The 12,460-nt window shown below is 64.6% G+C and carries 14 protein-coding genes; 3 read left to right on the top strand and 11 right to left on the bottom strand.

Going from position 1 to position 12,460, the window contains the following annotated elements:
• Positions 1 to 5: 5 nt before the first annotated feature.
• The 8 genes from dapA to PTE31013_RS08710 all read right to left on the bottom strand — a co-directional run bounded on the left by dapA (position 6) and on the right by PTE31013_RS08710 (position 7,047).
• Positions 6 to 923 (bottom strand): 4-hydroxy-tetrahydrodipicolinate synthase, encoded by a 918-nt coding sequence (dapA, locus tag PTE31013_RS08675; protein WP_150612412.1) that lies wholly within the window; start codon positions 921 to 923, stop codon positions 6 to 8.
• A 42-nt stretch (positions 924 to 965) separates the two neighbouring features.
• Entirely contained in the window at positions 966 to 1,574 is a 609-nt protein-coding gene (locus tag PTE31013_RS08680; protein ID WP_150612413.1) for a class I SAM-dependent methyltransferase, read from the bottom strand.
• Positions 1,571 to 2,773 (bottom strand): tryptophan--tRNA ligase, encoded by a 1,203-nt coding sequence (locus tag PTE31013_RS08685; protein ID WP_150612414.1) that lies wholly within the window; start codon positions 2,771 to 2,773, stop codon positions 1,571 to 1,573. The genes PTE31013_RS08680 and PTE31013_RS08685 overlap by 4 nt, the downstream gene beginning before the upstream one ends.
• A 25-nt stretch (positions 2,774 to 2,798) precedes the next feature.
• The gene (locus PTE31013_RS08690) at positions 2,799 to 3,464 is read right to left on the bottom strand and encodes a site-2 protease family protein (protein WP_150612415.1); all 666 of its coding nucleotides are present in this window, start codon (positions 3,462 to 3,464) and stop codon (positions 2,799 to 2,801) included.
• 76 nt (positions 3,465 to 3,540) lie between these two features.
• Positions 3,541 to 4,167 carry an L-threonylcarbamoyladenylate synthase gene (locus tag PTE31013_RS08695; protein WP_150589565.1) on the bottom strand — a complete coding sequence of 209 codons (627 nt, stop codon included), beginning with the start codon at positions 4,165 to 4,167 and terminating at the stop codon, positions 3,541 to 3,543.
• Between the two features lie 12 nt (positions 4,168 to 4,179).
• The gene (locus tag PTE31013_RS08700) at positions 4,180 to 5,013 is read right to left on the bottom strand and encodes a 3',5'-nucleoside bisphosphate phosphatase (RefSeq protein WP_150612416.1); all 834 of its coding nucleotides are present in this window, start codon (positions 5,011 to 5,013) and stop codon (positions 4,180 to 4,182) included.
• Positions 5,014 to 5,124: 111 nt separating this feature from the next.
• Complete coding sequence (locus PTE31013_RS08705; RefSeq protein ID WP_150612417.1) at positions 5,125 to 6,042, bottom strand: alpha/beta fold hydrolase; 918 nt, start codon at positions 6,040 to 6,042, stop codon at positions 5,125 to 5,127.
• 81 nt (positions 6,043 to 6,123) lie between these two features.
• Positions 6,124 to 7,047, bottom strand: a complete 924-nt coding sequence (locus PTE31013_RS08710; protein WP_150612418.1) for a ferritin-like domain-containing protein — start codon at positions 7,045 to 7,047, stop codon at positions 6,124 to 6,126.
• 49 nt (positions 7,048 to 7,096) lie between these two features.
• Here PTE31013_RS08710 and PTE31013_RS08715 point away from each other — a divergent pair, with 49 nt between their 5' ends.
• The 3 genes from PTE31013_RS08715 to PTE31013_RS08725 all read left to right on the top strand — a co-directional run bounded on the left by PTE31013_RS08715 (position 7,097) and on the right by PTE31013_RS08725 (position 9,329).
• Positions 7,097 to 7,621, top strand: a complete 525-nt coding sequence (locus PTE31013_RS08715) for a gamma carbonic anhydrase family protein (protein ID WP_150612419.1) — start codon at positions 7,097 to 7,099, stop codon at positions 7,619 to 7,621.
• Between the two features lie 211 nt (positions 7,622 to 7,832).
• Entirely contained in the window at positions 7,833 to 8,768 is a 936-nt protein-coding gene (hslO, locus tag PTE31013_RS08720) for an Hsp33 family molecular chaperone HslO (protein ID WP_150612420.1), read from the top strand.
• 120 nt (positions 8,769 to 8,888) lie between these two features.
• On the top strand, positions 8,889 to 9,329 hold the full coding sequence (locus PTE31013_RS08725; RefSeq protein WP_150612421.1) for a hypothetical protein: 441 nt from the start codon (positions 8,889 to 8,891) through the stop codon (positions 9,327 to 9,329).
• Positions 9,330 to 9,418: 89 nt separating this feature from the next.
• Here PTE31013_RS08725 and ftsB read toward each other — a convergent pair whose 3' ends face one another.
• The 3 genes from ftsB to kdsA form a co-directional block, all read right to left on the bottom strand.
• Positions 9,419 to 9,850, bottom strand: a complete 432-nt coding sequence (gene ftsB, locus PTE31013_RS08730; protein WP_150612422.1) for a cell division protein FtsB — start codon at positions 9,848 to 9,850, stop codon at positions 9,419 to 9,421.
• Positions 9,851 to 9,921: 71 nt separating this feature from the next.
• Complete coding sequence (gene eno, locus PTE31013_RS08735) at positions 9,922 to 11,205, bottom strand: phosphopyruvate hydratase (RefSeq protein WP_150612423.1); 1,284 nt, start codon at positions 11,203 to 11,205, stop codon at positions 9,922 to 9,924.
• Between the two features lie 400 nt (positions 11,206 to 11,605).
• Positions 11,606 to 12,460, bottom strand: a complete 855-nt coding sequence (kdsA, locus tag PTE31013_RS08740; RefSeq protein WP_150612424.1) for a 3-deoxy-8-phosphooctulonate synthase — start codon at positions 12,458 to 12,460, stop codon at positions 11,606 to 11,608.

A 12,460-nucleotide genomic window follows, 5' to 3' on the forward strand; every position in this document is an offset into this window, starting at 1 on the left:
ACAGGTTAGACAACGGCGATGTTGGCCGACTTGAGGGCACCAAGCACCGTATCGCGGCATTCCTGCGCCAGCGGCGTGAGCGGCAGGCGGATGCCCGACGCGATCATGCCCATCTGTTGCAGCGCCCACTTCACGGGGATCGGATTGGCTTCGACGAACATGGCACGGTGCAGTTCGAACAACTGGAATTGCAGCTCCCGTGCCTTGGCCACATTGCCGGCCAGCGCAGCCACGCACAGCTCGTGCATCGCACGCGGTGCCACGTTGGCAGTGACCGAGATATTACCCTGACCGCCCATGAGGATGAGCGCAACAGCCGTCAGGTCGTCGCCGCTGTAGACGGCGAAGCTCTTCGGGGCACGACGGATCAGGTCCATGCCGCGATCCAGATTGCCCGTGGCGTCTTTCACGCCAACAATGCCAGGCACTTGCGCCAGCCGCAGCAGCGTCTCATTGCTGGCGTCCGCCACCGTACGACCGGGCACATTATAAAGAATGACCGGCAGCTCGACGGCTTCCGCAATGGCGCGGAAGTGCTGGTACTGGCCTTCCTGCGTGGGCTTGTTGTAGTACGGCACGACCTGCAGCGACGCGTCGGCGCCCACCTGCTTCGCATGCTTCGTGAGTTCGATGGCTTCCGCCGTCGAGTTGCCGCCCGTGCCCGCGATCACCGGCAGTTTGCGGCCGCGCGATTCGCCGGCTTGCGCGGCTTGCTGCACCGCGATCTCGATGAGTTCGCAATGCTCTTGGACGTTGACCGTCGGCGATTCGCCCGACGTGCCGACGATGACGATACCGTCGGTGCCTTCGTCGGCATGCCAGTTGATCAGGTTACGCAGGGCTTCACGGTCAAGGCTGCCGTCCTCTGCCATCGGCGTGACAATCGCAACGATACTGCCTTGAATCGGGGTTTGGGTAGTCATGATTGATCGAACAATTCAGCAATAAGGGTGGATTGTAGCGGATTACGCCGCCGCCTCGTACAGCGCGGCATCGCCGGGGTTTTCCCCGGGGGCGGCACGCGTGGCGCACAAGCGCTGCACGCACGCCGCGCGCGGCGCCGCCAACGTGACATCCTCGAAGCCCGCCACGCGCAGACCGGCCTCGCGCGCCACGTCGAGCAATTCTCCAGGCGCCAGCAGAAACTGCGGATTAGACGGCTTTCCGTACCGTTCGTTTCCCCGCGCAAAGGTTTCGTAAATCAGCACGCCGCCCGGCGCGACACTGGCCGCAATACGCGAGAAGAGCGGTCGGTGCAGATAGTTCGTGACGATGACGGCATCGAAGCGCTTGCCCTCGGCCAACGGCCACGGCGCGCCTTCCAGGTCCGCCGTGAGCGTCGTGACATTCGCCAGCGTTGACATCGTAGCAAGCGCCGCCTCATCCCGGTCAACCGCAACGACGTTCACCCCTCGTGACGCGAGCCAACGCGCGTGGCGCCCTTGACCGCACGCCAGGTCGAGCACGCGCGCGCCTGGCGCGATCAAATGCGCCCAGCGCAACACCCACGACGACGGCGCGCCGGTGCCGTGCGCCACGCCTGGCGCCAAGCCGGGAATGGCCTCGTCCGTCATGAATATTGCAGCCCCATCGCTTCTCGCACTTCGCGCATGACCTCTTGCGCGGACTTTCGGGCTTTCTCACATCCGTCGGCCACGATGGCGCGCAGCAGCGACGGGTCGTCCACGTACTTCTGCGCGCGTTCGAGCATCGGTTGCTGCTCGCGCAGAATGCCTTCGATGACAGGCTGCTTGCACTCGATACAGCCGATCCCGGCACTGCGGCAGCCCTTCTGCACCCAGTCGCGCGTATCGTCGTCGCTATAGACCTGATGCAGTTGCCACACCGGACACTTCTCGGGATCGCCCGGATCGGTACGTCGCACGCGCGCCGGATCCGTCGGCATCGTGCGCACCTTCCGGGTGATCGACTCCACGTCTTCTCTCAGGCCAATGGTGTTGTTGTAAGACTTCGACATCTTCTGGCCGTCGAGTCCCGGCATGCGCGACGCCGGCGTGAGCAACGCCTGCGGCTCGACCAAAATCAGCTTGCGCGCGCCTTCGAGATAGCCGAAAAGCCGCTCGCGGTCGCCCATGGATAGCGACTGCGACTCGGAGAGCATCGCGCGCGCCTGCTCAAGCGCCTCGTCGTCGCCCTGCTCCTGGTACCCGGTGCGTAGTTCGAGATACAGCTTAGCGCGCTTGCCGCCAAGCTTGCGGGCCGCCGCCAGCGCCTTCTCCTCGAAGCCGGTTTCGCGACCATAGAGATAGTTGAAGCGACGCGCAATTTCGCGCGTCATTTCGACGTGTGGCACCTGGTCCTCTCCCACCGGCACGTGCAACGCGCGATAGAGCAGGATGTCGGCCGCCATCAGCACCGGATACCCCAGGAAGCCGTACGTCGACAGGTCCTTTTCCCTGAGCTTCTCGATCTGCTCCTTGTACGTCGGCACGCGTTCGAGCCAGCCTAGCGGCGTGCTCATGCCGATGAGCAGCGCCAACTCGGCGTGCTCAGGCACCTTGCTCTGAATGAAGAGCGTGGCCTGATTCGGATCGATCCCTGCGGCAAGCCAGTCGATCAGCACGTCCCATACGTTCTGCTCGATGACTTCCGGCGTCTCGTAGTGCGTGGTGAGCGCGTGCCAGTCAACCACGCAGAAATAGCACGGGTACTCCGACTGAAGTTGAATCCAGTTCTTGAGCACACCATGGTAATGGCCGAGGTGCAAACGACCGGTCGGTCGCATGCCGGAGAAAACGCGTTCGGGGTACATGGTCTCGTTATGTTCTGCAAAAACGTCAGGAAATCAGCGACAACATCGGCGTGAGCATCCAGACAATGAAGTCACGCCCCCACTGAATCAGCGGCCACAACCACACGCGGCCAAGCACGCCGCTCACCACCAGGGCCATCACGATGAAAAAACCGTAGGGCTCGAGGCGCGACAAGTGGTAGGCCGCGCGCGCCGGCAGCAGCGACACGAGCACGCGCCCGCCATCGAGCGGCGGCACCGGAAACAGGTTGAACATGCACATGACGAGGTTCACGAGAAGACCGGCCTGCGCCATCATCATGAAGAACGGCTCGTGCACGCCGACGATTTGCAGCCCGACAGCGAACAGGGCCCACAGAATCGCCTGGACGAAGTTGCACAGCGGACCGGCCAGCGCCACCCAGATCGTATCGACGCGCGGATTTCGCAGGCTGCCGAAGGCGACCGGCACCGGCTTGGCGTAGCCGAACAGGAACGCCCCGCTGGTCATGAAATAGAGCGCGAGCGGCACGAGCACCGTGCCGATCGGGTCGATGTGCTTGAGGGGATTGAGCGTCACGCGCCCCATCAGATACGCGGTAGGGTCGCCAAAATACTTGGCGACGTAGCCGTGCGCGGCCTCGTGCAGCGTAATCGCAAAGAGGACGGGGAGCGCGTAGACCGCAACGGTCTGGATCAGGTCTGCATTCATAGCCGGGTATTGTAGCAAGCCGACCGGCGCGCCAGTATTACCGCGTATTGCAGCGCGAGCGGCACGCGCCCGACCGTCACGACAGGCCGAACGGCGCGAGCGAGCCGCGCCCGCGGCGCAGCACCTCGGGCGGCGTCACCGTCAGATCGACCACCGTGGACGGTTCTTTAGGACAGGCCCCGCCGTCGATCACCAGGTCCAGTTGCTTTTCCAGGCGCTCACGAATCTCCTCGGGGTCGTTCAGCGGCTCGGTTTCGCCCGGCAGAATCAGCGTCGTGGCGAGCAACGGCTGGCCCAGCGCCTCGAGCAATGCCAGCGTGATGGCATGCTCCGGCACCCTCAGGCCGATCGTCTTTCGCGAAGGATGCGAGAGCCGGCGCGGTACTTCCTTCGTCGCTTCGAGAATGAACACGTACGGTCCCGGCGTCGTCGCCTTGATCAACCGGTACTGCCGGTTGTCGACGATGGCGAACTCGGCCAGTTCCGACAGATCTCGCACCAGCAGCGAGAGCAGTTGCTTGTCGTCGAGACCGCGAATACGACGCAGGCGCTCGACGGCCTGCCGGTCATCGATGTGACAGGCAATCGCATAGCTTGAATCGGTCGGCAACGCCACGATGCCGCCCTTGTCGATGATCTGGGCCGCCTGCTTGATGAGTCGTGACTGAGGATTTTCCGGATGAATCTGGAAGAATTGCGACATAGCGTCGAAAGGTTACTGCCAGCGGCTCCAGACCGGGGTGAGATCGTCGGGCAGCGCAGGCAGCTTGCCGAGCAGCGAACGGCTCTCGGTCGGTCCATGGAAATCCGAGCCGCGCGACGCCAGGAAATCGTAGCGGCGCGCAACGTCGGCATACTCGCGATACTGGTCCGGCGTGTGACTGCCAGTCACCACTTCGATCGCCTCACCGCCCAACTCGCGAAACTGATCGAACAGTACCCCAAACTCGAGCGGTGTGAATTTGTAACGCCCCGGGTGTGCCACGACGGCAATACCGCCCGCCCCCCGTATCCATGCCACGGCATTCTCGAGCGTGGCCCAGCGGTGCGGCACGTAGCCCGGACGCCCCTCCGCGAGATATTTCGAGAACACGTCCGAGACCGACGCACACTTGCCGATCTCCACCAGGAACCGGGCAAAGTGCGTACGCGAAATCAGATCGGGATTGCCGACGAAGCGCAGCGCGCCCTCGTAGGCGTGCGGAATGCCGGCGGCCGCCAGTTGCTCGCTCATCTGCTGTGCCCGCGCCGCACGGCCGCCACGCGTGGCCGCCAGGCCATCGATCAGCGTGGGGTTATCGGGGTCGAGATTCAGCCCGACGATATGCACCGTGCGATTGGCCCACGTAATGGAAATCTCCACGCCGCTCACGTAACGCATGCCGAGTGCTTCGGCTGCCGCGCGCGCTTCGCGCTGGCCGCCGATCTCGTCGTGGTCGGTCAGCGACCACAGGTCGACGCCGGCCTCGAACGCCAACTGCGCCACTTCGGCGGGCGCAAGCGTGCCGTCCGATACCCGGGAATGACAATGAAGATCCGCGTTAAGCATGATGAGCCGCCGGGCAATGACACGTCTGGTCCATCCAGCACCGGCGTGTGACGTGGTAATAACATCGTCATTCTACCGCTCAAGTGCCCGCGGCGCGAGTGACCTCCGGCCTCAATCCCGGCAGAAGTCGTCAATCAGCCGGGCCACGGCCTCGGGTTGGTCGTGATGCAGCATATGCCCCGCATCGTCCACGAAGGCTTCCGTCAAATTCGGAAAGACCTCGAAGCGCTCCCGGAACGCCGCCGTTCCCTGCGCCCCGACGAAGTGTTGCAGCACGTCCGAGTCGGTCGCCTCCACATGCAGCAGGGGTGCGCTCACGTTGCCCCATACCGCCATCGATTCGTCGAGCCGGTACGGATAGGGATTGGCGATCTTGTGCGCCGCATCGGCAAGCAAATGCCATTGACCGTCGGCCGCCTGGCGTGCCCAGCGCGGTGCCAGCCAATCCGCGCGCGCCTGCGTGAGGCGCGGGTTGGTCTTGCGCAGCCGCGCAGCCACTGCGTCGAGCGTGGCGTAGGGGCGCAACGTCGGTCCATGCTGCAAGTCGTCGAGCCAACGGCCGAGCTGACGGATCGCCGCGATGGGCTGCGTGGGCGGCAAGCCGAAGCCCTCCAGATTCACGAGACGTCGAACCCGCGCGGGGCGCACGCCGGCATACAGGCACGCGACGTTGCCGCCCATGCTGTGGCCGATCAGGTGGACGGCTTCGCCGGGCTCGGTGTAGACGTCGAGCAAGGCGTCGAGATCGGCGAGGTAGTCAGGAAACCAATAGCTGCCGCAGCGGCCGTCCGCGACCGGCCAGTCGGTGAGGCCGAATCCGCGCCAATCCGGCGCAAGCACATGCCAGCGTTGCGCCAGCGTTTGCGCGACGAACTGGAATGACGCCGAGACGTCCATCCAGCCATGCAGCGCGAACAGCTTTGGCGCGCCGGGCGTGCCCCACTGCCGGACATGGTGGCGCAGGCCGCGCACCGTCAGAAATTCGGATCGCGAATCGGGCAGATCAAGCGGATCGAGCGAATCTTTCATGGCCCTGGCAGATAGTGAAGATCGAAACGATTGAGGAACGCCGAGTCTATCAGCGTCAAAAATGACGGTTCGGCCGCACCATTAGTCGAGCGCCTGCAGCGCCGCGAGTTCATCGTCGCCGAAGCCCGCCGCGCGGCGGGCCGCCAGGTTGAACGGCCCGCGCAGACGCGGTGCGCCATATTGCGACGCGAGCCGCGCATAGGTTTCGATGGGGTCGCATCCAGCGCGCGCGCAGCCCCAGCGATACCAGCGGTTTCCGACGGCGACATGCCCGATTTCATCACGCAGGATGATGTCGAGAATGGCGGCACCGGCGGCATCACCCGCGCTCGCCAGCTTGGCCTTGATCGGCGGGCTGGCGTCGAGCCCGCGCGCTTCCAGGGTGCGGGGCACCAGCGCCAGACGCGCGAGCCAATCGCCGGATGTCCTGCGCGCCATCTCCCACAGGCCATCGTGCGCCGGGAAACAGCCGTAACCATATGGCTCGCCGAGCGTTGTCAGATGGGCGGCGAGCAGCGAGAAGTGATACGCCTCCTCCGCCGCGACCTGAAGCCAATCGTCGTAATACTCGGCGGGCAGCCCATCGAAGCGCCACAGCGCGTCGAGCGCAAGATTGATGGCATTGAATTCGATGTGGGCGAGCGCATGCAGCAACGCGGCCCGGCCCTCGACGGACGTCACGGCGCGATGCTTCAGCTCGCGAGGCGACACCAGCCGAGGCACCGCGGGACGCCCGGGAATGCCCGCGTCGCGGGCGTGCGCATCGCCTCCCTCGTCAACGTCCAGGCGCCGCTCGGGGTGCCAGCGCGCAAGGCCGTCGCGGACGGCGTCGCGAAGCGCCGTCACCCCGTCGGCCTTCTCATACGGATCGCACCGTCGCAGGAGCGCGAGTGCGCGCGCGCGGGCACAATCGGCCCCGGCAAGCGCGGGACGCACGCGGCCCGACGGGTCAACCGCGGTGGAATTGCCGGAGGCGGCGTTGGGTGCAGAAGTGGAATCGGCCATGACGTTACAATAGCTAATTCAACGATTTTAACCGCGAACTGACGCCGCCATGCCGATCTATAAACTTGGAGACAAGACCCCCCAGATCCACGAGAGTGCTTTCGTGGCCGACACCGCCAGCATCATCGGCGACGTGAGCCTCGCCGAGAACAGCAGCGTGTGGCCGGGGGTCGCAATTCGCGGCGACAACGAGCCGATCAAGGTCGGTGTCGGTACCAACGTACAGGAAGGGGCCGTACTGCATGCCGATCCGGGCTATCCGCTCACACTGGCCAACGGCGTAAGCATCGGCCATCAGGCGATGCTGCACGGTTGCACGGTGGGTGAAAACTCGCTCATCGGCATTCAGGCGGTGTTGCTCAACGGCGCAGTCATTGGCCGCGACAGCCTGGTTGGCGCGGGGGCACTGGTCACCGAGCGCAAGACGTTCCCGGACCGCTCCCTGATCCTGGGGGTGCCCGCCAAGGTCGTGCGCGAACTGACCGACGAGGAAGTCGCCAATCTCAAGCGCAATGCCGAGGGCTATGCGTCGCGTCGCCAGGTCTTCAAGGAACAGCTGGTGCGCATCGGCTGATCGCGCCACTGGCGGCGGCGCGTGCGGCGAGTCCGGTGCGCGCGCCTGCGTCCGGTGTGTTGAAAATGCGGCGCGCGCCCCCAGATTGCGCAGTATTGACGCGCCAATGGCTCGCGTTTGCACAGCATTCGGCTTGTTTCCGCAGTGTTGTTACCGCGCACCGCCGTCCGCCACGATGACCGCCGCTGCCGCATTTTTCAGGAATTCAACTGTGTCCGATCAACTTCAGAAGTTCATGTTCGACGCCGCTCCGGTGCGTGGCGAGTACGTCAGTCTCGACGCCACCTGGCGCGCCGTGCTCGAGCGTCACGACTACCCGGCGCCGGTGCGTCATTTGCTCGGCGAAATGATGGCCGCCGCCGCACTGCTCACGGCGAACGTCAAATTCGACGGCGCCCTGATCCTGCAACTGCACGGCGATGGCCCCGTTGCCATGATCGTCGTCGAATGCAACGCCGACCTGACGATGCGCGCCACGGCAAAGTACAGCGGCGAGATCCCCGACGATGCCACGCTCGAATCGCTCGTCAACGTCAACGGCCATGCGCGCTTCGCCATCACGCTCGATCCGCGCGTGAAGCAGCCGGGCCAACAGCCTTACCAGGGCGTGGTGCCGCTGTCCGACGAACACGGCCCCCTGCCCGATCTGGCATCGGTGCTCGAGCACTACATGCATCACTCGGAACAGCTCGACACGCGCCTGTGGCTCGCATCGGACGACCGCCACGCCGTGGGCATGCTGTTGCAGAAGTTGCCCGGCCATGGCGGCACGGCCGGCGCCGGTGCCGAGCGCGCGCCCGAGCAAGACGACGACATGTGGAATCGCGCCTGCCTGCTTGGCAACACGCTGAAGCGAGACGAAATGCTGAACACCGACCGGGAAACCCTGCTGCAACGCCTGTTCTGGGAAGAGACGGTGCGCGTGTTCGAACCGATGGTCACCGCGTTTCGCTGCACATGCTCGCGCGAGCGGGTCACCAACATGCTTCGCACGCTCGGCGAAGCGGAAGTCATGAGCGTGTTCGACGAACGCCCCGATCTGGAGGTGGCGTGCGAGTTCTGCCGCCAGACCTATCGCTTCGACAAGGTGGATGCAGCGCAGCTCTTCACGGAGCCATCGCACATCGCCCCATCGGCGCAACATTGAGAGACGTCGAGATCACGGGCTCGCGCCGCAACCGGCGCGCCCGCGAATCTCGTGCGAGACGCGGCGTGCAGTCGTCGAGCGCTCCACGCCACATCGCTGCCCATCCACGGAGAATCGCTCATGTCGCGACGCGCTCCCAACGCCAGTGCCGCACGCTCACCGCGTGGGCGGCGCAATCTGCCGGGTTTCAACACCCTCGGTGCACTTGTCTTGACGCTCGCCGCCGGCTGCACACCACTGCAACTGCCGCCGCCCGACGCGCCCGCTGCGCGCCTGCCGCAGGCACAGGGCATCACCGCGATGACCGAGTCCCAGAAGCAAGACCTGACTCGCCTGAACAAACGCATCTACGACGAGCAGGAAGCGACCATCGAGCGCGAACGTGCGCAACGCGCCATCGAGGATGCGCTGCGCAGCAACGCCTATTTCTACGACGGCTGGGGTGGCCCCGGGTGGTATGGCCCCGGCCCCGGGGGGTGGTATGGTCCGGGAGGGTTCGGACCCGGCGGATATGGCGGATATGGCCCGCGTTCCTCGGTGGGCGTCGGCATCGGCTTCTAGCGTGAGACACCGCGAGATGGCATGAAAAAAAAGGCGTTCCCGTGGGAACGCCTTTTCGTTGTACTGTCTGCGCGTCTTACCGGCGGCACTCAATGATGCTGGGCTTTGTGCGCAGCCCGTGCCCCACGCTTCGTCTGCGACGAAGACGGCGGCGGCGGCGGTGCCGCGGCGACCGACTTGTGGGCGGGTTCGGTCGACGACACGAGCGGCGCACCGGCAGCGGAAGCCGCCTGCGGACCGCCAGAGCCATCTGGCGCCACGAACTGGACGAACACTTCGCCGTCCTTGACCATCCCCAGCTCGAAACGAGCGCGCTCCTCGATCGCCGATGTGCCTTCCTGCAAGTCCTGCACTTCGCCGGCTAGACGATCGTTACGTTCCTTCAACTGCTCGTTCTTCTGCTGTTCGGCGCTCAGTTCGTCGCGCAGTTCGTGCACGTACAACCAACCGCCGTGGCCGAACCAGAGCGGATACTGGATCGCCGCCAGAAGCAGCACCAGCACCAAGGTCACCATTCGCATGCTTTCGCCTGGCAAGAATGCCGGGAAGCATGCCTCGACGAGCGTCGGGGCGCACCTCCCGGGAAACGGAATTAGCGCAGATTGTAGAACGTTTCCTTGCCCGGGTACGACGCGATATCGCCGAGATCTTCTTCGATGCGCAGAAGCTGGTTGTACTTGGCGATACGGTCGCTGCGCGAGAGCGAGCCCGTCTTGATCTGACCTGCGTTCGTGCCGACGGCGATGTCGGCAATCGTCGAGTCTTCGGTTTCGCCCGAACGATGCGACACGACGGCGGTATAGCCGGCGCGCTTGGCCATTTCGATGGCGGCGAACGTTTCGGTGAGCGTACCGATCTGGTTGATCTTGATGAGGATCGAGTTGGCGACGCCCTGCTCGATGCCTTGCTTAAGGATCTTCGTGTTGGTCACGAACAGGTCGTCACCGACCAGTTGCACCTTGTCGCCGAGCTTCTCGGTCAGGATCTTCCAGCCGGCCCAGTCGTCCTCCGACATGCCGTCTTCGATCGAGACGATCGGGAACTTGTCGCACAGGTTGGCAAGGTAATCGGCGAACCCTTCCGAGGTCAGCGACAGGCCTTCGCCGGCCAGCTCGTACTTGCCGTCCTTGAAGAATTCCGTCGAGGCGCAGTCCAGCGCCAGCAGCACGTCCTCGCCCATGCGATAGCCGGCGTTCTCGACCGCCTGCTGAATGGTCGTCAGACACTCTTCGTTCGACGCGAAGTTCGGTGCGAAGCCGCCCTCGTCGCCCACGGCCGTGCTCATCCCCTTCTCGGCGATGAGTTTCTTCAGCGCATGGAAGATTTCGGCGCCACAACGCAGGGCTTCACGGAAGCTCGACTGGCCGACGGGCATCACCATGAATTCCTGGATGTCCAGGCTGTTGTTGGCATGCGCGCCGCCGTTGACGATGTTCATCATCGGCACCGGCATCTGCATCGCCCCCGAACCGCCGAAGTAGCGGTACAGCGGCAGGCCGGCTTCTTCCGCCGCCGCCTTGGCCACGGCCATCGACACGGCCAGCATGGCGTTCGCACCGAGGCGCGACTTGTTGTCCGTGCCGTCGAGTTCGATCAGGGTCTTGTCCAGGAAGGCCTGTTCCGCGGCATCCAGACCCATGATCGCTTCCGAAATTTCGGTGTTGATGTGCTCGACCGCCGTCTGCACGCCCTTGCCGAGATAGCGACCCTTGTCGCCATCACGCAACTCGATCGCTTCGCGCGAACCGGTCGATGCACCCGACGGCACTGCCGCACGGCCCATCACGCCCGACTCCAGCAGCACGTCGCACTCGACCGTCGGGTTACCGCGCGAGTCCAGCACTTCGCGCCCGATGATATCTACGATTGCACTCATGTATTCCTCGGTATCTGTATGACAAAAACGCTAAAGGGAACCTGCTTCGCGCCACGGCCCGTCACCTGTCGTCCTCAGTCCTCACGTCGGGCGCTCGCGCCGAACCCTGACGTGGACGCCGATGCGGTGCTCACGCGCGCAACGGCGGGGAACGGCATGGACGGGGAAACAGCGGCGCCTCGAAATGAGACACGGCGGCCTGCGCGATGACGTCGATGTCGACGGTGCGCTCGGCGTATGGCACGCGGGCATCTCCTTGTGGGCTTGCCCTCTGCGCGGCGGCCACTGACGAACGCTGCGCGACAAGCTTAACGACTCGACGCCGTGCTGCCAAGGCATCCGAGCGCTATACCCGTCCTGTGGGCGGACTGATAGTGGCCCCAGGACGGTGTGTCTCATTTCAGTTGAAGTGATTTTCCAGGAACTCGCCCTGCTTCACCGCCGCATCGAGCGTCTTGAGCGTGGTGAGCAGTTCGCGCATGCGCGCAAGCGGCACGGCGTTGGGACCGTCCGAGAGGGCGCACGCCGGATCCGGGTGCGTCTCCATGAACAGGCCCGACACGCCCACGGCCACGGCGGCACGCGAGAGGACCGGCACGAATTCGCGCTGGCCGCCCGAGCTGGTGCCCTGACCGCCCGGCAATTGCACCGAGTGCGTCGCGTCGAACACGACCGGCGCACGGGTCTCTCGCATGATCGCCAGCGAGCGCATGTCCGAGACCAGATTGTTGTAGCCGAACGAGACGCCGCGCTCGCAAGCCATGAAGACGTCATCGGGCAGGCCGGCTTCGCGTGCCGCGTCGCGGGCCTTGTCGATGACGTTGATCATGTCGTGCGGTGCAAGAAACTGCCCCTTCTTGATGTTCACCGGCTTGCCCGACTGGGCGCAGGCACGGATGAAATCGGTCTGGCGGCACAGGAACGCCGGCGTTTGCAGCACATCGACGATGGGCGCGGCCACGGCCACGTCCTCTTCGGTATGCACGTCGGTGAGCACGGGCACGCCGAGCTGGCGGCGCACTTCCTCGAGGATCTTCAGGCCCGCCTCGCGCCCGGGGCCGCGAAACGACTTGCCCGAGCTACGATTCGCCTTGTCGAACGACGACTTGTAAATGAACGGAATGCCCAGCGCGCCGGTCATTTCCTTGAGCTGCCCCGCGACGTCGATCGTCATTTGCTCCGATTCGACGACGCAGGTACCCGCGATCAGGAAAAACGGCTTGTCCAGGCCAACCTCGAAACCGCACAGTTTCAT

Source organism: Pandoraea terrigena, assembly GCF_902459705.1.
GTDB classification, from domain to species: Bacteria; Pseudomonadota; Gammaproteobacteria; order Burkholderiales; family Burkholderiaceae; genus Pandoraea; species Pandoraea terrigena.